This is a genomic window from Pectobacterium brasiliense, from assembly GCF_013449685.1.
Taxonomy (GTDB): Bacteria; Pseudomonadota; Gammaproteobacteria; order Enterobacterales; family Enterobacteriaceae; genus Pectobacterium; species Pectobacterium brasiliense_A.
This window is the reverse complement of record NZ_JACDSF010000001.1, coordinates 157,619-177,506: the sequence shown is the minus strand read 5'-3', so window position 1 is coordinate 177,506 and position 19,888 is coordinate 157,619. Positions and strand designations below refer to the sequence as shown.

Genomic DNA, 19,888 nt, shown 5'->3' with positions numbered 1-19,888 from the left:
CGGTCAGGCAACCGCAGATTCGATATCGGGGGTTCGTAACATAGCCAGACTGAGCACCTTCTGCTCTGTGGCATCGGTATGCAGCAGTTCGCCAGAGACGGCTCCTTCGCGCATGACGATAATCCGGTCGGCCAGCCCAAGCACTTCTGGTAAATCGCTGGAGGCAAACAGCACCGCGATCCCCTGATTCGCCAGTTCATAGATGACATGATAAATTTCGTGCTTCGCGCCGACGTCGATGCCGCGCGTAGGTTCATCGAGCAAAATGACCTTCATCTCTTCGGACAGCCAGCGGCCAAGAATGGCTTTCTGCTGGTTTCCCCCGGAAAGATTCATAATCAGCTGTTCATCGGACGGCGTTTTGATATTCAACGCCGCAATGCGCTTCGAGGCGTTATCCGCTTCCCACTGATTATTAATAATAAAACCGGCTTTCAGGCTCTTACGCCTTGCGCTGATATTGATGTTGTCGCGTACTGAGTGCACCGGAATGATGCCGTCCGCCTTGCGATCCTCCGGGCAAAGCATCACGCCCTGACGAATCGCATCGATGGGAGAATTCACCACCAGCGGTTCGCCATCCAGCAACACCTGACCACTGGTGATTTTGGTCGCGCCAAACAACCCTTTCATCAGTTCGCTGCGACCAGCCCCCACCAGACCAAATAGCCCGACAATTTCCCCCTGCTTCACGTTCAGGGAAACCGTGGATTTCACGCCCGGCGCTTTTACGTCTTTCAGCGTCAGACGTTCTTCGCCGTGCGGACGCGGCGTATAGCCATAGATATCCCCCAGGTTACGCCCTACCATCGCCTGTACCAGCGACTCATGGTTCACCTGCTGCATATCGTCAAACGTGCGCACGTAGCGGCCATCTTTAAACACGGTAATGGCATCGCTCAGCGCAAAAATTTCTTCCATCCGGTGCGAAACATACAAAATGACCCGGCCTTCACTGCGCAATTCCTTAATCACACGGAAAAGCTGCTCGATTTCACGGGCAGATAGCGAACTGGTCGGCTCATCAAAAGCAATAACCTTGGCGTTACGGGCAAGCGCCTTGGCGATTTCCACCATCTGCCACTGCCCGATAGAGAGGTATTTCAGCGGGGTATCAGGATCGATATCCAGTCCCAAATGCTGCAACTGAAGTTTGGCTTCATAGCGCAGCAGCGAATAGTTCACCATGCCGTATTTATGCGGCAACTGACCTAAGTAGATGTTCTCGGCGACCGTCATTTCCGGCACCAGATGCAGTTCCTGATAAATGATGGCAACGCCCGCATTCAGGGCATCCATCGTGTTGTTGAACTGCACAGGTTTACCCTGAATATGAATTTCGCCCGCTGACGGTGAATAGTTACCGCTCAGGATCTTTAACAGCGTCGACTTGCCCGCCCCGTTTTCCCCCATCAATGCATGGATCTGGCCGGCATGGCAGGAAAAACTGATATCCGAAAGCGCCTTAACACCGGGAAATTCTTTACCAATCCCATGAAACGACAAATAGGGTGACTGTGCTGTCATGTCTGTTTCCTCATAACGATGCAGGGTCAAAAGCGGATAACCTCGACCAGCGTCATGCTGACCGGCGTTATCCGCGTCTTTACGAAATCAGGCGTGATTACATCAGGCCTTTTTTCTCCAGTTCGACCTTAAAGTTGTCACGAGTGATCAGCACCACGTCGGTCACTTCGGTGAATTTCTCCGGCTCAACGCCTTTGGTCACCCAGTCATTCAGCATCTGGATACTCTTGTAACCGTGGATATCCGGGCTCGGCAGCAGTGAACCAAAGAAGCCCGTTGCCTGACCTTTAGACAGCTCGCTCACCGCATCCACGCCGTTGATACCGATACCAATGACGTTTTCAGCTTTAAAGCCCTGACCTTCCGTTGCACGCACGCCACCCAGCACGGTGTTGTCGTTCATGCCGATAATCAGCCAGTTTTTCACGCCCGGATGCTGAACCAGCATGGAGTTAGCGGCGTCAAATGCACCGGGGATATCGTTAGATTTGGTTGGCACTTTGTAGATCTGTTTTTCCGGGAATCCTGCGGTTTTCAGCGCGTCCATGGAGCCAGTCGTGCGGCGACGTGCGGTATCCAGCTCATCAGCGGTAATCGCCATCACAGCGGTTTCCTCTACTTTCCAGCCGCGTTTGGTCATCTCTTTATACAATTCCTGCCCCTGACGCTCGCCAATTTTGGTGGCCGCCATCATCACCAACGGCACGGTATCCATCGGTTGACCTTTGGCATTCACAAACTGGTCATCAACCGCGATCACTTTCAGATCGTAGCTGCGCGCTTTCGCCATAATGGCTGGCCCCAACTTCGGATCCGGCGTACAGATAACGAAGCCTTTCGCTCCACTGGCTGCCAGACTGTCGATTGCGTTCAGGGTCTTTTCACCATCGGGAACCGCAATTTTTATCACATCAAAACCAAGGTCTTTTCCTGCTTTATCAGCGAACTTCCATTCCGTCTGGAACCACGGTTCTTCCGGCTGTTTAACCAGAAAGCCCAGCTTTAAGTTCTCTGCCATAGCTGATTGTGACATAACGGCAGCTAACCCGATTGCTGCCAGTGCCTTAGTGAATTTATGCATGATGTTCTCCGGTGTAATTATCTTTTCATTCGTCAGCAACGCTGAGACGAGTTCGAGTTCCTGGTAGGGTATTTCCGGTCTGGATAAAGGAAAAACACAGACTTAGCACCATTCCTTTACTCAGTAGCATTCAGACGCTTTATGTTTTAGTCGTTATTCCTGGTAAGAATGTAGAGCTTTATCACAGTCCGGAACAATGACAGGTTTGTGCATACATTTAGCGAATTTAACCAATCATTAACCTTTGACCGGCTTCACAAAATGGCTGCTGGCGACAGAAAAATACATACTTCCAGCTAACCGATCCTCACCGCCTCTCGTTATCCCTGCCATCGTAAACACCAACGATCTGGGATTAATGAGGAGCAAAGCATGAGTGCGGGCGCTATTACGATTGGTCTCGACTTCGGCAGTGATTCGGTACGCGCCTTAGCCGTTGACTGCCAAAGCGGGCAAGAGCTGGAAACAGAAGTGGTCTACTACCCCCGCTGGCGCGAGGGGAAATATTGTCAGCCTGCCAACAACCAGTTCCGACATCATCCACTGGACTATATTGAATCGCTGGAACAGGCGGTTAAGGTCATCGTTTCACGCCTGACGAACGAACAACGGCAGAACATCATCGGTATTGGCGTGGACTCCACTGGGTCAACCCCCGCACCGATTGATGAGCAAGGTCAGATCCTTGCCCTACGCCCCGAATTTGCCGACAACCCCAATGCCATGTTCGTGCTGTGGAAAGACCACACCGCAATAGAAGAAGCGGAAGCCATCAACGCGCTGTGCCGGAGCGGCCAATTCCCGGATTACACCCGCTATATCGGCGGCGTTTATTCGTCCGAGTGGTTCTGGGCCAAAATCCTGCATGTTTCCCGTGCCGACGCAGCGGTGCGTCAGTCAGCCGTTTCCTGGATCGAACTGTGCGATTGGGTGCCCGCCCTGCTTTCCGGTACGCAGGCACCCGCCGATATTCGCCGCGGACGGTGCAGCGCCGGACACAAATCACTCTGGCATCCGAGCTGGGGTGGACTGCCGCCGAAAGACTTCTTGCACGCGCTCGATCCCTGCCTGACGGAGACATTACAGTACCCACTGTTTACCGATACCTGGACCGCCGAACAACCGGTCGGCACTATCACCGCCGAGTGGGCACAGCGGCTCGGCATCCCCGAAACGGTCATCCTCTCGGGCGGCGCGTTTGACTGCCACGTCGGCACCGTCGGCGCAGGCGCACAGCCGTATACGCTGGTCAAAGTGATTGGCACGTCCACCTGCGACATTCTGATCGCCGACGACGCGCGCATTGCCGATCGCACCATCGCGGGTATCTGCGGGCAGGTCGACGGCAGCGTGGTTCCCGGCTATATCGGCCTCGAAGCTGGGCAGTCCGCCTTCGGCGACATGTACGCCTGGTTTGGGCGACTGCTGAGCTGGTCGTTACAGGAAGCAGCGAAAGATCATCCTGAACTCAAAACGTCATTACAGGCGATGGAAGGCAAACTGCTGGAGCGACTCACGCACCGCTGGGCGGAGAACCCGACGCTGGATCACCTGCCTGTCGTGCTGGACTGGTTCAACGGCCGCAGAACGCCATTCGCCAATCAGCGCCTGAAAGGCGTGATTACCGGTCTTAATCTGGGCACCGATGCTCCCACGCTGTTCGGCGGTTTTATTGCGGCGACGGCCTTTGGCGCGCGCGCGATTATGGAATGTTTTGAAGATCAGGGTGTTCCCGTCGAGAACGTGTTGGCGCTGGGCGGTATCGCACGGAAATCCCCTGTCATCATGCAGGTGTGTACCGACGTGATGAATCGTCCCTTGCAGATCGTCGCTTCCGATCAGTGCTGTGCGCTCGGCGCGGCGATCTTTGCCGCCGTCGCTGCTGGCGTTCACGGCGATATCCCAACGGCACAGCAGCATATGGCCAGCGGCATCGAGCGCACCTTAATGCCAGACAGCAAGCGCGTCGCCCGTTATCAGCAGCTTTATGAGCGCTATCAGCAGTGGTGCCGCCTCGCGGAACACGCCTATAGCCCAACGTCTACGGCAAAAAACTAATTTTATCCCTCTGGGGATCACGTTACAGGAGTCATCATGGATCATTTTAAGCAGCTTGAAGTCTGGTTCGTCATCGGTAGTCAACACCTCTATGGGCCAGAAACGTTACGTCAGGTAAAAGAGAACGCGGAAAAAGTCGTCGCCGGATTGAATCAACAGGCCAACCTGCCCGTTAAGCTGGTACTGAAACCGCTGGTGAAAACACCGGACGAAATTCTGGCACTGTGTCGCGATGCCAACTATCAGGATAACTGTATCGGCCTGCTGACCTGGCTGCATACCTTCTCTCCGGCCAAAATGTGGATTGGCGGCCTGAGCGTACTCAGTAAACCCCTGCTGCAATTCCACACCCAGTTCAATGCCGAAGTGCCGTGGGACACCATGGACATGGATTTCATGAACCTGAACCAGACCGCGCACGGCGGACGTGAATTTGGCTTCATCGGAGCCCGGATGCGGCAGGCGCATCAGGTTGTCGTCGGCCACTGGCAGGATAAGAACGCCCATGCCCGTATCGGCAAATGGATGCGGGTTGCCGCCGCCATTCAGGAAAGCAAACAGCTGAAGGTTGCGCGCTTTGGTGACAACATGCGTGAAGTCGCCGTCACCGAAGGCGATAAAGTCGGCGCGCAGATCCAATTCGGCTACTCCGTCAGCGCCTGGGGGCTGGGCGATTTAACCGCCGTGGTCGATGCTGTATCCAAAGGCGATATCGATGCGCTGGTCGAAGAGTACGAAGCCAGCTATCAGTTAACCGACGCGGTGAAACTCAACGGCGCGAACCGTCAGAACCTGCTGGATGCGGCACAGATTGAACTCGGGATGAAACGCTTTCTGGAACAAGGCGGTTATCACGCGTTCACCACCGATTTTGAAAACCTGTACGGTTTGAAACAGCTGCCGGGACTAGCGGTGCAGCGCCTGATGCAGCAAGGCTACGGCTTCGGTGGCGAAGGCGACTGGAAAACGGCCGCGCTGCTGCGCATCATGAAAGTGATGGCCGGCGGGTTGTCGGGCGGGACGTCCTTCATGGAGGACTACACCTATAACTTCCAGAACGGTAACGATCTGGTCGTCGGCTCCCACATGCTGGAAGTCTGCCCAACGATTGCGAAAGAACAGAAACCGATTCTGGATGCGCAATACCTTGGTATTGGTGGCAAAGCCGATCCTGCCCGTTTGATTTTCTCCACGCCGGCTGGGCCGTCCCTCAACGCCAGCGTGATCGACATGGGCGACCGTTTCAGAATGTTGGTTAATCTAGTCGATACCATCGAACAGCCGCGCCCGTTGCCGAAACTGCCGGTTGCCCGCGCCATCTGGAAAGCCCAACCGTCGCTGGAAGTGGCGGCCGAAGCCTGGATTCTGGCTGGCGGTGCGCACCACACCGTCTTTAGTCAGGCGTTGGATCTCGAACACATGCGGCTCTACGCCGAGATGCAGAATATTGAACTGCTGGTGATCGACAACGAAACCCGACTCCACGAATTCAAAGATGCGCTGCGCTGGAACGAGGTGTATTACAAACTTTGTAGCCGCTAAGTCCGATCTCTGGGGCCGGTTGTCTATGGATAGGTGTCCGTGAACAATCTGCCCCTTTGCCAGCATTCGTATAGGCCCCCCCCACACTCTGATTTTCCATCGACCTGTCGCCCGACATTGCCCGAAACACATAACCTTTTTCTGTCAATCCGTTATTTTGCATTTTCATTTGTTTGTTATTGAAAAATAAGCGTACTTTATTCCATCGCCCTCTAGACAGGCTTTCTTGCTTGAATATACTTAGTCATCTTAACCACATAACTATTAGACCAATCACCATGACCGTTCATGACTATTTGCTCAAATTCAGGAAAGTCAGCTCAACAGAAAGTCTGGAAAAACTCTTTGATCACCTCAATTATTCTCTGACAGACAGTCAGGAAATCATCAACATGTATCGTGCCGCGGACCATCGGCGGGCTGAATTGGCATCCGGCGGGCGCTTGTTCGATCTCGGCTGCGTGCCAAAATCCGTCTGGCATCACGTTCTGTAGTTGTTAGCAACAAAAAGAATAATTATGCAATAATTTCCTTCCGGGATATTACGCAGAACGCTCAGCTCGTTACTGTATAATAGCCCGGCGCTTCTGTTATTAAGCGACTCTGACCTTCCGCCCCTTGAAGGGGACGGCGATAACCCTACTTTGGGTATGTTGTCGAAAACCCAACAATGCCTGATAATAGTCCGATTTTGTTTTCTAGGCACCGTAATGACCGAATACGCATTGCTCTTTGTTAGCATCCTTCTGGTAAATAATTTCGTCTTAGTGAAGTTTCTTGGGCTGTGCCCCTTTATGGGCGTGTCCAAAAAACTCGAGACGGCAATTGGCATGGGCATGGCGACCACGTTCGTCATGACTGTCGGTTCAATGTTTTCCTGGCTGGTCAACGAATTTATTCTCGTTCCGCTCGATATTCTCTATTTGCGCACCATGGCCTTTATTCTGGTGCTCGCCGTGGTGGTGCAGTTTTCCGAGATGTTCGTGCGCAAAGTCAGCCCTGAGCTGTACCGCCTGCTGGGGATCTTCCTGCCGCTGATTACCACCAATTGTGCGGTGCTTGGCGTTGTTCTGCTCAACATCAACCTGTCACACGGTTTCCTGCAATCGACGATTTATGGTTTCGGCGGCGCAGCGGGCTTCTCGCTGGTGATGGTGCTTTTTGCCGCCATTCGTGAGCGTCTCGCCGTATCGAATATTCCCGCGCCGTTCCGCGGTTCGTCTATCGCGCTGATCACCGCAGGCCTCATGTCGTTGGCGTTTATGGGCTTTACCGGACTGGTGAAATTCTGATGAGCGCTATCTGGATTGCCATTGCGGCATTAAGCGCCCTGGCGCTAGCATTCGGTCTGATACTCGGCTACGCCTCCCGTCGGTTTGAAGTCGAAAACGATCCGATCGTGGAAGAAGTGGAAGCCATGCTGCCACAAAGCCAGTGCGGCCAGTGCGGCTACCCCGGCTGTCGGCCTTACGCCGAAGCGGTCGCGCTGAATGGTGAAAGTATTAATAAATGCGGCCCCGGCGGCGAAGCGATGATGCTGAAGCTGGCTGAAAAGCTGAACGTCGATCCGCAACCGCTGGAAGGTGACGCCGACGTTCAAGCTCCCGCGCGCCAGGTTGCCTGGATCGATGAAAGCAACTGCATCGGCTGCACCAAGTGCATTCAGGCCTGTCCGGTTGATGCCATCATCGGCAGTACCAAAGCGGTACACACCGTCGTCAGCGATTTGTGCACCGGCTGCGATCTCTGCGTTTCCCCTTGCCCGACGGACTGTATCGAATTACGTCCTATCACGCCGACTCCCGCTAACTGGAAATGGGATCTCGATACGATTCCAGTACGCGTTATTCAAGTAGAACGACATGCTTAAGCTGTTTTCCGCCTTTAAAAAAGACAGGATCTGGGATTTCGCCGGAGGCATTCATCCGCCGGAAATGAAAACGCAGTCCAGCCAGACGCCACTGCGCCAGATTCCGCTGCCAGAACAGTTCATTATTCCGCTCAAGCAGCATCTTGGGCCGGAAGGCGAGATCTGCGTCAGCGTCGGCGATAAAGTCCTGCGCGGTCAACCGCTAACGCGGGGAAAAGGCCGCACGTTGCCCGTTCATGCACCAACGTCAGGAACGGTGAACGCGATTCGTCAGCATACAACGGCGCACCCGTCTGGCTTATCCGAACTCAGCATCATCATCGTGCCGGATGGCGAAGATCGCTGGTGCGAACGCCAGACCTTTACAGATTACCGTGAGCATAGCGTCGATACCCTGCTTGCCCATCTGCATCAGGCTGGCATTGCGGGCTTGGGCGGGGCAGGCTTCCCTACCGCGGCCAAGTTACAAGGCGGGATGCACGGGATTGAAACCCTGATTATCAACGGCGCAGAGTGTGAACCCTATATCACCGCCGACGATCGACTCATGCAGGAGTGTGCCGAGGAGATTATTCAGGGCATCGAGATTCTGTCATTCCTGTTGCAGCCGAAACGCATTCTGATTGGGATCGAAGATAACAAACCGGAAGCCATCAGCGCCCTGCGACTGGCCCTGGGCAAACGCAGCGACATACAGCTGCGCGTCATCCCAACCAAGTATCCGTCAGGCGGTGCCAAGCAGCTCACCAAGATTCTGACTGGTAAGGAAGTCCCGTTCGGTAAACACTCCGCCGCCATTGGCGTGCTGATGCAGAACGTCGGAACGGCTTTCGCCATCAAACGCGCCGTGATCGACGGCGAGCCGCTCACTGAACGCGTGGTGACGCTGACTGGTGAAGCCTTGCGCCAGCCCGGCAACGTCTGGGCACGACTGGGGACACCGGTACGTCACCTGCTCAAACAGGGCGGCTTCCACGTCAATAAGCAGCCAATGGTGGTGATGGGCGGTCCGCTGATGGGCTTTACCCTGCCGTCGCTGGATGTCCCTATCGTTAAAATCAGCAACTGCCTGCTCGCGCCGTCGCATACGGAAATGGAGCCGGTTGCTGAAGAACAATCCTGCATTCGCTGTAGCAAATGTGCCGATGCCTGTCCGGCAGGACTTTTACCGCAGCAGCTTTACTGGTTCAGTCGCGGGCAGGAACACGAAAAAGCCCGCAATCACCATCTGTTTGACTGCATCGAATGCGGTGCCTGTGCTTACGTCTGCCCCAGCAATATTCCGCTGGTGCAGTACTACCGTCAGGAAAAGGCCGAAATTCGGGCCATCGACGAAGAGGCACAGCGTGCCGCACAGGCCAAAGTGCGCTTTGATGCTAAACAGGCTCGTCTGGCGCGAGAAAAAGCCGCACGCGAACTGCGCCACAAACAGGCAGCAACTGGCGTATCCACCACGGATAAAGATGCCGTTCAGGCTGCACTGGAGCGCGTTCGCCGTAAGCAAACCACTGCAACAGAGGTCGGTTCGCCTATCGCCGTCATCCCCGATGCAGAGCCGGATAACAGCGCCGCCATCGCCGCGCGGGCTGCCCGCAAGGCATTAGTACGTGAAGAACAAGCACGTGAAAAACAGTTACGTGAAGAACAGTTGCATGAACAACGACAGGCGCAGCAGGAAGCGCCTACGGTCGAGGTTCCCTCTTCCGAGCTTGACGATCCCCGTAAAGCAGCGGTGGCCGCCGCCCTTGCACGTGTTAAAGCGCGTAAGGCTGCGCAGCAGTCTGAGGTAGTAAGCTCAGGAAGCACGGAAGAAGCGACGGCTCCTGCGGTTTCCAACGTGGCGGCAGAACCGATTGCCGTTGTTGAAGTACAAGAGCCAGAAGATCCGCGCAAAGCTGCCGTTGCCGCCGCTATCGCGCGCGTTAAAGCTCGTAAAGCAGCACAGCAATCTGCAACAAACACGGAAGAGCCGGTTCCGTCGGCTGCCTCTGACGTAGTGGCAGAGCCGATTGCCGTTGTTGAAGTACAAGAGCCAGAAGATCCACGTAAGGCTGCCGTTGCTGCCGCTATCGCTCGCGTTAAAGCCCGTAAAGCCGCGCAGGCATCGTCATATCAAGAGGAATAAATGGCTTTTAGAATTGCGAGTTCACCGTTCACACATAACCAGCAGCGCACACAGCGCATCATGCTGCTGGTCATTTTGGCCTGCCTGCCAGGCATGCTGGCGCAGGTCTATTTCTTTGGCTACGGCAACCTAATTCAGGTCGGGCTGGCGTCCGCTACTGCCCTTATTGCAGAAGGTGTGACACTGTCACTGAGGAAGTTCGCCGTACGCTCCACGCTGGCTGATAATTCCGCACTATTGACCGCCGTGCTGCTCGGCATCAGTCTGCCGCCGCTTGCCCCCTGGTGGATGGTGGTCATGGCAACCGCCTTCGCGATCATTATCGCTAAACAGCTGTATGGCGGCTTAGGGCAAAACCCTTTTAACCCCGCGATGATTGGCTATGTTGTGCTGCTGATCTCTTTCCCGGTCCAGATGACAAGCTGGCTGCCGCCCGTGCCGCTACAAACCATTCCCGTCGGTTTCCATGATGCGTTAGTTATCATCTTTACCGGACACACACCTGACGGGTACACCATGCAGCATCTGATACACAACGTTGATGGCGTCAGTCAGGCTACCCCGCTGGACACGTTTAAAACCGGTCTGCGCTCCGGCCAAACGCCGCAGGACATTCTGCAACAGCCGATATTTGCTCAATCGCTGTCCGGTATTGGCTGGCAGTGGGTGAATAGCGGTTTTCTTATCGGCGGACTGTTTTTGCTGATGCGCGGCACCATTCGCTGGCATATTCCGGTCAGTTTCCTGCTGTCGCTGCTGTTCTGCGCCTCGCTAAGCTGGATCATTTCGCCGGAGAAATTCGCGCCACCGATGCTACATCTGCTGTCTGGGGCGACGATGCTCGGTGCCTTTTTCATTGCGACCGATCCCGTTACCGCGTCAACTACCAACCGGGGACGTCTGATTTTCGGGGCACTGATTGGGTTACTGGTCTGGCTGATTCGTACCTACGGTGGCTACCCGGACGGCGTCGCGTTTGCCGTTCTGCTGGCAAACATCACCGTGCCGCTGATCGACTATTACACTAAGCCACGCGCTTACGGCCACCATCGCTGAGGAGACGCCTATGATGACGACAATGCGCCGCCACGCGACAACACTGGCCCTGTTTGCTGCTGGCACTACCGCATTAACTGCGGTAGTGAACATGTTAACGGAACCGACGATCTCGCATCAGGCGATGCTGCAACAAAAGATACTGTTGGATCAGGTGGTTCCCGCCGAGTTATACAACAATGACATGCAAAAAGAGTGTTACGTCGTCACTAATCCTGCACTCAGCTCGTCAGCGCCACACCGCGTGTTTATCGCCCGCCAGAACGGTGAACCGGTTGCAGCCGCACTGGAAAGTACCGCACCGGATGGCTATTCTGGTGCTATTCGACTGCTGGTTGGTGCCGATTTTCACGGTAAGGTACTCGGCGTTCGCGTTACCGAGCATCATGAAACACCGGGACTGGGTGATAAAATCGAAATACGAATTTCTGACTGGATCACCCGATTCAGCGGACAAACGGTACAGGGTGAGCAGGATGCCCGCTGGGCTGTGAAGAAAGAAGGCGGCATGTTTGATCAATTTACCGGCGCCACCATTACGCCGCGCGCCGTCATTAACAGCGTAAAACGCAGCGCCCTTTACCTGCAAACGTTGCCGCCACAAATCAACACGCTGTCCACCTGTGGAGAGAACCAATGAGTCAAACCAAAGCACTTTTCGTTGAAGGGTTATGGAAGAACAACTCGGCACTGGTTCAATTGTTGGGCCTTTGCCCCCTGCTGGCCGTGTCATCCACCGCGACTAACGCGCTGGGATTAGGGCTGGCAACCACGCTGGTTCTTACCTGTACCAACATGGCCGTCTCCGCGCTACGCCGCTGGGTGCCAGCGGAAATCCGTATTCCCATTTACGTCATGATCATCGCCTCGGTGGTCAGCACCGTGCAGATGTTGATCAACGCCTATGCCTATGGCCTATATCAATCTCTGGGGATTTTTATCCCGCTAATCGTGACGAACTGTATCGTTATCGGCCGGGCAGAAGCCTTTGCCTCCAAGAATGCGGTCTTCCCTTCGGCTATTGACGGCCTGGCAATGGGGCTGGGAGCCACCAGCGCACTGGTGGTGCTCGGTTCTCTACGTGAGATTCTGGGTAACGGTACGCTATTCGACGGCGCGGATTTGCTGCTGGGCAGTTGGGCTAAAGCGCTGCGCATTGAGGTTGTTCACCTCGATTCCCCTTTCCTACTGGCGATGCTGCCACCGGGCGCGTTTATTGGTCTGGGGCTGTTGTTGGCCGTGAAATATTTGATCGATGAGAAAATGAAACAACGTCGAGCTCGCGCGGCTGTCACCGAAGAGAAAGCCACGCCGGCAACCGGCACCGTAGGGGAATCGCTGTGAATAAGGCTAAGCGGATTGAGATCTTAACGCGTTTACGCGACAACAATCCCCATCCGACGACTGAATTGCAGTTCAGTACGCCCTTTGAACTGCTGATCGCCGTGCTGCTTTCCGCGCAGGCAACCGATGTTAGCGTCAACAAGGCAACCGCAAAGCTCTACCCTGTCGCCAATACGCCCGAAACCCTGCTTGAGCTCGGCGTAGACGGCGTGAAAGACTACATCAAGACAATCGGCCTGTTTAACAGCAAAGCGGAAAACGTCATCAAAACCTGCCGTTTGTTGCTGGAAAAGCATCAGGGACAGGTTCCAGAAGATCGTGCTGCGCTGGAAGCCTTACCCGGCGTAGGACGAAAAACGGCAAATGTCGTCCTGAACACCGCGTTTGGCTGGCCAACGATTGCCGTTGATACGCACATCTTTCGCGTCAGTAACCGGACAGGATTCGCGCCAGGTAAAAATGTCGAACAGGTAGAGGAAAAACTGCTGAAAGTCGTTCCGGCAGAATTTAAAGTCGACTGCCATCACTGGCTAATCCTGCATGGTCGTTACACCTGTATTGCCCGTAAACCGCGCTGTGGTTCCTGCCTGATTGAAGATTTATGTGAATTTGGCGAAAAGGTCGACGCCTAATCTGTCAAAGTCTGGTGGAATCCCCTTTCGCCAGACCTTCTTCTCCGTTATTCCATACTCCGCCTCGTCTTTCGCTCTCTCATCAGCAAAGCGAGCCGCGTGTTCTCTGCATCTTACGGCTCAGACAACGATGGTCTCAGGCAGTTTATTCGATGCACTGCAGCGTATTCCTCTATCAAAAAGCCTGTATAAAAGTACAAGTAACCACTATTTAAGGCTAATAAGTTATTTTTAATAGAAAATTTAGTGATTGAAAGTCACTTTGAGTGACTATATCGATATTTATCTTATTGTTTGCTATTGATGGATTTTTATACTCACTGCATAGTTAGTGATATGCAAAACATTAAACCGCATATTCATTCATAGTTAATGATATTGTCTTTATTTTAAGTAAAAGGCAGATTATATCCCTTTTATAAAAAATAAATGGGTGAAATCAATATAATCATTTGAAGCAAAAGAAAGTTATGAAATTAAACTCTGCATAACATTTAATTTATAGTTTTATCCAACAACAAAAACCACTTGTAACAAAACATGTCAAATGACTTGCCTGTCCGTAAAATCACGTCAATATAGCGCCGTTTTTCCTCCCCATAACTAGTCAAAAGAGGTTGCAGTTTCACTGTTTCACTCTTGTTATTTTCTCGTTAAAAAAAACGAGATAGGTAAAATCAGAGGTCTTTGTGTCAACAGCAAACAACAACAGCGAATCCCCTGAAAGCGTCAGCATGAACGCTTTCAAACAACCAAAAGCGTTTTATCTCATCTTCAGCATCGAACTGTGGGAGCGTTTTGGTTACTACGGTCTGCAAGGCATTATGGCGGTTTATCTGGTCAAAATGCTGGGCATGTCCGAAACCGATTCCATTACCCTTTTCTCCTCATTCAGCGCACTGGTATACGGTTTCGTCGCCATTGGCGGCTGGCTGGGTGATAAAGTCCTCGGCACTAAACGTGTGATCGTGCTGGGTGCCATCGTGCTGGCGATCGGTTACACCATGATTGCCTACTCAGGCCACAGCGTGGCGTGGGTGTATATCGGCATGGCGACCATTGCCGTCGGTAACGGATTGTTTAAAGCCAACCCGTCAGCCCTGCTGTCTACCAGCTATGCGAAAGACGATCCGCGCCTGGACGGTGCTTTCACCATGTATTATATGGCGGTGAACATCGGCTCCTTCTTTTCTATGCTGGCGACACCGGTACTGGCCGCGAGCTATGGCTGGAGCGTGGCCTTCTCCCTGAGCGTCGTGGGTATGATTCTGACGCTGATTAACTTTATGTTCTGCCGCAAGTGGGTCAGCACACAAGGTTCTCAGCCCGATTTCCAACCGATCAATCTGCAGAAGCTCGCTGTCACGCTCGCAGGTATTGTCGCGCTGGTCGCACTTTCCACTTGGCTGCTGCACAACCAGAGCATCGCACGTTGGATTCTGACGCTGATTTCACTGGCCGTTGTTGCCATCTTCATCAAAGAGATGCTGGCAGTGAGCGGAGCAGAACGCCGGAAAATGATTGTCGCGCTTCTGCTGATGCTGGAAGCGGTGGTCTTCTTTGTGCTGTACAACCAGATGCCAACCTCGCTGAACTTCTTTGCTATTCGCAACGTTGAGCACTCGATTTTAGGCTTTACCTTTGAGCCAGAGCAGTATCAGGCGCTCAACCCGTTCTGGATTATGGTTGCCAGCCCGATTCTGGCGGCGGTTTACAACAAAATGGGCGACCAGTTGCCGATGGCGCATAAATTTGCGGTGGGTATGGTGCTGTGCTCTGGCGCGTTTCTGGTGCTGCCGTGGGGTGCCAGCATGGCAAATGAACAAGGTATTGTGTCCGTCAACTGGCTGATCCTCTGCTATGGCCTGCAAAGTATCGGGGAGTTGATGATTTCCGGTCTGGGTCTGGCGATGGTCGCTCAGTTGGTACCACAGCGCCTGATGGGCTTCATTATGGGTGCCTGGTTCCTGACGTCAGCCGGTGCCGCCATTATCGCAGGCTACGTTGCTAATATGATGGCCGTACCTGAGAACGTCGTAGACCCGCACGCGTCTCTTGAGATTTATAGCAATGTCTTCATGCAGATTGGTATCGTTACAGGCATCATCGCCGTTCTGATGCTGCTGACCGCGCCGAAACTGACGCGTATGACGCAGGATGTCACCGACACGCCAGTAGAGGCCGTCACGACGACAGTCTCTGCCTGATAACTAGCCGGAACACGCCACGTCAATGACGGTATGACGTGTTACTGGTGAAGCGTTAGAGATAGCCAGATGATAAAAAGCCAGACAGTGTCTGGCTTTTTTACGCGGGTTGATCCGTCCTGAATGACGTTTACTTCACGGGCAGCGTCACATCTTTGAACATCGCTTCAATTTCATCATTCGAACGCAGCGCAACGGCAGAATCGACGACATCACGCGTTAAGTGCGGCGCAAAGCGCTGGATGAAATCGTACATGTAGCTGCGCAGGAATGTGCTGCGGCGGAAGCCAATTTTCGTCGTGCTGTAGCTGAAGATGCTGTTCGCGTTGATGGTCACCAGATCGGTTTCCGTCTGCGGATCGACCGCCATATTCGCAATAACCCCGACACCCAACCCTAAACGCACGTAGGTCTTAATCACATCGGCATCCGTTGCGGTAAAGACGATACGCGGCGTAAGGCCAGCGCGGTTAAACGCGGTATCCAGCTCGGAGCGCCCCGTAAAGCCAAAGGTATAGGTGACGATAGGATAAGCGGCCAGTTCTTCGATGGTGATATCGGTCTTAGATGCCAGCGGGTGATCCGGTTTTACCACCACCGCGCGATTCCAGTGGTAGCACGGCAGCATGATCAGATCGTCGTACAAATGCAACGCTTCGGTCGCAATAGCAAAATCCGCAGAGCCTTTCGCAACGGCCTCAGCAATCTGCGTCGGCGAGCCCTGATGCATGTGCAGCGACACGCGAGGATAGCGATCGATGAAACCTTTAATGACGCTTGGCAACGCGTAGCGCGCCTGCGTGTGCGTGGTCGCGACATACAACGACCCTTTATCGGGATAGGTGTGCTCTCCGGCAACCGCTTTGATGGCATCGACTTTCGACAACACTTCACGCGCGATGCGGATGACTTCCTGTCCGGCTGGTGTCACCTGTGTCAGGTGTTTTCCACTACGGGCAAAAATCTGAATGCCCAACTCATCCTCCAGCATGCGGACCTGTTTACTGATCCCCGGCTGAGAGGTGTACAACCCTTCTGCGGTAGAAGACACATTCAGGTTGTGATTAACAACTTCAACAATATAACGAAGCTGTTGTAGTTTCATAATTTATCCCATTCCCAATTGAAGTGTGCGCGTGGCATCTCACAACGTTCTGACGACGTTCCGTTTTATTGATTTTGATTGCGTCTTAACCATCTGGCGCATATTTCCATCAATTAATGTCATTTAATCATAAAAACTATTTTTATATAACCATTTCTGCATGGCGGCAGCGATAAAGAACGCGGTGCATGCGATTATCACCGAGGTAAACCGCATCATTCTCTATCACGGATCAACAATCGTCATGCTACCGCAGGACAATCTTCATGCACCTGTTTTATCGAGATATTTTCTGCGATCAAAAAAGCCAGCCTTACGGCTGGCTTGATTTAGCGATGTTTTACACATAACTCAGTTATGCACGGGGTAACTGAAAGAGGTTACTTCTTCCCTTCAACCCATTTTCCATCGATGTAAAACGCTGACCAGCCCGTTGCCTTGCCGTCTTTCTCTGACGAGACATATTGCTGTTTGGTCTTACGGCTGAAACGCACCTGCGTTTTGTTGCCGTCTTTATCGACCACTGGCGCTTCTGCCAGATAGCGCAATTTTTCCGGTAAACGATCTTTGAATCGCACCAGTTCTTCTACCAGCGGTGCCCGCGTTTCGCGAGATTTCGGGAACGTATTGGCCGCAAGGAAGACCCCTGCTGCGCCATCACGCAAGACGAAATAGGCATCAGACTTCTCGCAAGGCAGCTCAGGTAACGGCACCGGATCTTCTTTCGGTGGCGCAACATCGCCATTACGCAGGATCTTACGCGTGTTACTACAGGTCTCGCTGGTGCACGCCATGTATTTACCGAAACGTCCCATTTTGAGGTGCATTTCGGAGCCACACTTCTCGCACTCAACAATCGGGCCATCATAGCCCTTGATGCGGAACTCACCAGCTTCGATCTCATACCCGTCACAGGCTGGGTTATTCCCGCAAACGTGCAGCTTGCGCTGATTATCAATCAGGTAGCTGTCCATCGCCGTACCACATTTTTCGCAGCGACGACGGGCACGCAAGGCGTTGGTTTCGGCATCGTCGCCTTCCAACACGTTCAGGACTTCAGTTTCCGGTATCAGGTTGATCGTGGTCTTACAGCGCTCTTTCGGCGGCAGTGCATAGCCGGAACAGCCCAGGAACACCCCAGTACTGGCAGTACGGATACCCATTTGACGAGAGCAGGTTGGGCAATCAATGCTGGTTAACACCATCGCATTGGGGCGCATACCGCCTTCTTCAGGATCCTGCTCTGCTTTTTCCAACTGCTGGCTAAATTCGTTGAAGAATTCATCCAGTACCGCTTTCCATTCCGCCTGATTATTGGCGACCTGATCGAGACGGCTTTCCATCCGTGCGGTGAAATCGTAATTCATCAATTCGCGGAAGTTTTCTTCCAGTCGATCGGTAACGATTTCACCCATTTTCTCGGCATAGAAACGGCGGTTCTCCACTCGAACGTAGCCGCGATCCTGAATGGTGGAAATAATAGAAGCATAGGTAGACGGACGGCCAATCCCACGTTTTTCCAGCTCTTTAACCAGAGAAGCATCGCTGTAACGAGCCGGTGGTTTAGTGAAGTGTTGCCCTGGCAGCAGTTTCTGCAGCGACAGCAATTCGCCCACAGCCACGGTCGGCAACGTGCGATCTTCATCATTTTTACGCAGCGCAGGCATGACTTTTGTCCAGCCATCGAAACGCAGCGTACGGCCTTTGGCACGCAGTTGATAATCGGCAGCTTCGACGATTAGCGTGGTGGAGTCGTATTGCGCAGGCGTCATTTGGCAGGCGACGAACTGACGCCAAATCAGTTGATACAGCTTCTGTGCATCGGCTTCCATATCTTTCAGGTTGTCAGCCAGCACGCCAACATCAGAAGGACGAATCGCTTCGTGCGCTTCCTGCGAGTTTTCTTTGCTGCTGTAAAGGTTCGCTGACTCCGGCAGATAGCGCTTGCCAAACTCTTCACCAATATAGCCACGCACCATCGTCAAGGCATCCTGACTGAGGTTCGTTGAGTCGGTACGCATGTAGGTAATGTAACCTGCTTCGTACAGACGCTGCGCCATCATCATGGTCTTTTTCACGCCGAAGCCAAGGCGCGTACTGGCAGCCTGTTGCAGCGTGGAGGTGATGAACGGCGCGCCCGGTTTGCTGCTGGTCGGCTTGTCTTCACGATCGGCAACCACATAACGCGCGTGTTCAAGCAGACTGACCGCCGCATGCGTTTGTTCTTTATTAACCGGTTTAAACGGCTTGCCGTTGTGGTGTGTCACCTGCATTTGCAGTTGAATATCGCTGCCTGCCAACAAATCAGCGTGCAGTTCCCAATATTCTTCCGGCACGAACGCTTTGATTTCGCGCTCGCGATCGACAATCAGGCGCACGGCAACCGACTGTACGCGCCCAGCGGACAGGCCACGGGCAATTTTTTTCCACAGCAGCGGGGAAACCATGTAGCCCACCACGCGATCCATAAACCGACGCGCCTGCTGGGCATTAACGCGGTCAATATTCAACGTATCGGGTTTTTCAAACGCCTGTTTAATGGCATTTTTCGTGATTTCGTTAAACACCACGCGGCTGAAACGCTGATCGTCACCACCAATGATTTCCCGCAGGTGCCAGGCAATGGCTTCCCCTTCGCGGTCAAGGTCGGTTGCGAGATAGATGTGGTCAGCATTTTCCGCCAGCGTTTTTAATTCGGAGACAACCTTCTCCTTACCCGGCAGTATTTCGTAGTTGGCTTTCCAGCCATGATAAGGGTCGACGCCCATACGATTAACTAGCGCGGATTTCTCATCCTTTTTGACTTTCTTTTTCGTTTTATCTTTAGTCGTTGAGTCCGCGCTCTTTTTACTGACTGAGCCACTCGTCGGCAGATCGCGCACATGACCGACGCTGGATTTCACCACGTAGTCATTGCCTAAATACTTATTGATCGTTTTGGCTTTTGCCGGGGACTCGACGATAACGAGAGCTTTACCCATATGTACTATTACCTGCTGAATTCTTCTGAAAATCAGATATTTTTCGGGGCATCCAGAGCGGATTCTACTGACTGCGCAAAATCCCACACTCTACCTGATAAATATTGCCACGCAACCTAATTAGCATGGAAACCCTGTTTTATCCGCTTCCTGCCACACTGAATATCGGCAGGTAAGCGCCTAAAATGTAGTCCATTTGCATTATAATCTACGCTTTACGCTGAAACCGTATCGCAGTACCCTTCCTCTTGATGCGACTTTTGAAATAACCGCATTGTGTTTTGAAATTGCGGTGTTGATTTTAGCAATAGCCTTGTTGATATAGTGCAACGCCCCCTTTTTTCAAGGGTGAGTACAGGA

Annotated in this window: 15 protein-coding genes; 11 read left to right on the top strand and 4 right to left on the bottom strand. The window is 53.1% G+C overall.

Translation table 11 applies throughout. The annotated features are described in order from the left end of the window. Window positions 1-3: 3 nt before the first annotated feature. Together araG and H0248_RS00845 are read right to left on the bottom strand one after the other, a co-directional pair. Window positions 4-1,527, bottom strand: coding sequence for an L-arabinose ABC transporter ATP-binding protein AraG (gene araG, locus H0248_RS00850; RefSeq protein ID WP_180784310.1), 1,524 nt, complete (start codon window positions 1,525-1,527; stop codon window positions 4-6). Between the two features lie 97 nt (window positions 1,528-1,624). After that, window positions 1,625-2,608, bottom strand: a complete 984-nt coding sequence (locus tag H0248_RS00845) for an arabinose ABC transporter substrate-binding protein (RefSeq protein WP_039500945.1) — start codon at window positions 2,606-2,608, stop codon at window positions 1,625-1,627. Between the two features lie 372 nt (window positions 2,609-2,980). Here H0248_RS00845 and H0248_RS00840 point away from each other — a divergent pair, with 372 nt between their 5' ends. The 11 genes from H0248_RS00840 (at window position 2,981) to dtpA (ending at window position 15,442) form a co-directional block, all read left to right on the top strand. Beyond that, window positions 2,981-4,666, top strand: a complete 1,686-nt coding sequence (locus tag H0248_RS00840) for a ribulokinase (RefSeq protein ID WP_180784309.1) — start codon at window positions 2,981-2,983, stop codon at window positions 4,664-4,666. Window positions 4,667-4,702: 36 nt separating this feature from the next. Beyond that, complete coding sequence (gene araA, locus H0248_RS00835; RefSeq protein ID WP_039315063.1) at window positions 4,703-6,208, top strand: L-arabinose isomerase; 1,506 nt, start codon at window positions 4,703-4,705, stop codon at window positions 6,206-6,208. 278 nt (window positions 6,209-6,486) lie between these two features. Then, window positions 6,487-6,702, top strand: a complete 216-nt coding sequence (gene ydgT, locus H0248_RS00830) for a transcription modulator YdgT (RefSeq protein ID WP_010275188.1) — start codon at window positions 6,487-6,489, stop codon at window positions 6,700-6,702. 216 nt (window positions 6,703-6,918) lie between these two features. Next, entirely contained in the window at window positions 6,919-7,500 is a 582-nt protein-coding gene (rsxA, locus tag H0248_RS00825) for an electron transport complex subunit RsxA (protein ID WP_180784308.1), read from the top strand. Next, window positions 7,500-8,078 (top strand): electron transport complex subunit RsxB, encoded by a 579-nt coding sequence (gene rsxB / locus H0248_RS00820; protein WP_180784307.1) that lies wholly within the window; start codon window positions 7,500-7,502, stop codon window positions 8,076-8,078. Before rsxA ends, rsxB begins: the two co-directional genes overlap by 1 nt. After that, window positions 8,071-10,203 (top strand): electron transport complex subunit RsxC, encoded by a 2,133-nt coding sequence (rsxC, locus tag H0248_RS00815; protein WP_180784306.1) that lies wholly within the window; start codon window positions 8,071-8,073, stop codon window positions 10,201-10,203. The genes rsxB and rsxC overlap by 8 nt, the downstream gene beginning before the upstream one ends. Then, window positions 10,204-11,259: an electron transport complex subunit RsxD gene (rsxD, locus tag H0248_RS00810; protein WP_180784305.1), complete on the top strand. Its 1,056-nt coding sequence runs from the start codon at window positions 10,204-10,206 to the stop codon at window positions 11,257-11,259. Window positions 11,260-11,269: 10 nt separating this feature from the next. Further along, a complete protein-coding gene (rsxG, locus tag H0248_RS00805; protein ID WP_180784304.1) occupies window positions 11,270-11,899 on the top strand; it encodes an electron transport complex subunit RsxG in 630 nt (209 codons plus the stop codon). Further along, on the top strand, window positions 11,896-12,603 hold the full coding sequence (locus tag H0248_RS00800; RefSeq protein ID WP_039279660.1) for an electron transport complex subunit E: 708 nt from the start codon (window positions 11,896-11,898) through the stop codon (window positions 12,601-12,603). Before rsxG ends, H0248_RS00800 begins: the two co-directional genes overlap by 4 nt. Beyond that, window positions 12,600-13,235: an endonuclease III gene (nth, locus tag H0248_RS00795; RefSeq protein ID WP_180784303.1), complete on the top strand. Its 636-nt coding sequence runs from the start codon at window positions 12,600-12,602 to the stop codon at window positions 13,233-13,235. The genes H0248_RS00800 and nth overlap by 4 nt, the downstream gene beginning before the upstream one ends. A gap of 689 nt (window positions 13,236-13,924) precedes the next feature. Continuing rightward, window positions 13,925-15,442, top strand: a complete 1,518-nt coding sequence (gene dtpA, locus H0248_RS00790) for a dipeptide/tripeptide permease DtpA (protein ID WP_180784302.1) — start codon at window positions 13,925-13,927, stop codon at window positions 15,440-15,442. Window positions 15,443-15,572: 130 nt separating this feature from the next. Here dtpA and cysB read toward each other — a convergent pair whose 3' ends face one another. Then, window positions 15,573-16,547: an HTH-type transcriptional regulator CysB gene (cysB, locus tag H0248_RS00785; RefSeq protein WP_005968651.1), complete on the bottom strand. Its 975-nt coding sequence runs from the start codon at window positions 16,545-16,547 to the stop codon at window positions 15,573-15,575. Window positions 16,548-16,927: 380 nt separating this feature from the next. Beyond that, on the bottom strand, window positions 16,928-19,528 hold the full coding sequence (gene topA / locus H0248_RS00780; protein ID WP_180784301.1) for a type I DNA topoisomerase: 2,601 nt from the start codon (window positions 19,526-19,528) through the stop codon (window positions 16,928-16,930). Between the last annotated feature and the right edge of the window lie 360 nt (window positions 19,529-19,888).